1 pseudogene is annotated in these 621 nt (G+C 36.1%); it reads left to right on the forward strand.

Annotation, left to right across the window (positions count from 1 at the left end):
• Positions 1-621, forward strand: a pseudogene (locus HMPREF2766_RS10290) (endo-beta-N-acetylglucosaminidase); the annotation flags it as partial.

The following is a 621-nucleotide window of genomic DNA, read 5'->3' on the forward strand; positions in this document are numbered from 1 at the left end:
AACACCAGCGCAAAAACCTGCTGAGAAACCGAAAACACCAGCACAAAAACCTGCTGAGAAACCTAAAAATACAAGTCCTAAAGAGGATAAGTCCAAATCTACAGCTCAGTCTGGTTGGGTAGGCTCATCGTACTATGAAAATGGTACTAAAGTTACTAATAAGTGGATTTTTGATAAAAAAGCTAATTCTTATTTCTATCTAAATGCTTCGGGAAACTATGTCCAAAATACTTGGGAAGGCAATTACTATCTCAAATCAGATGGAAAGATGGCCAAGAATGAATGGATTTATGATAAGAAATACTCTGCTCATTATTATTTAACAGGAGAAGGCAGCTACGCTCGTAATACATGGGTAGGTAATTACTATCTAAAATCAGATGGGAAGAGAGCTAAAAATGAATGGATTTATGATACGAAATCGAGTTCATATTTTTATCTAACATCAGAAGGAAGTTCTGCTCGTAACACTTGGGTAGGAAATTACTACCTCAAATCAGATGGAAAGATGGCTAAGAATGAATGGATTTATGACAAAAACTACGGGTCATACTATTATCTAACAGCAGAAGGCAGCTACGCACGTAACAAATGGGTAGGTAATTACTATCTAAAATCAGA

Source organism: Streptococcus sp. HMSC076C08, assembly GCF_001810825.1.
GTDB lineage: Bacteria > Bacillota > Bacilli > Lactobacillales > Streptococcaceae > Streptococcus.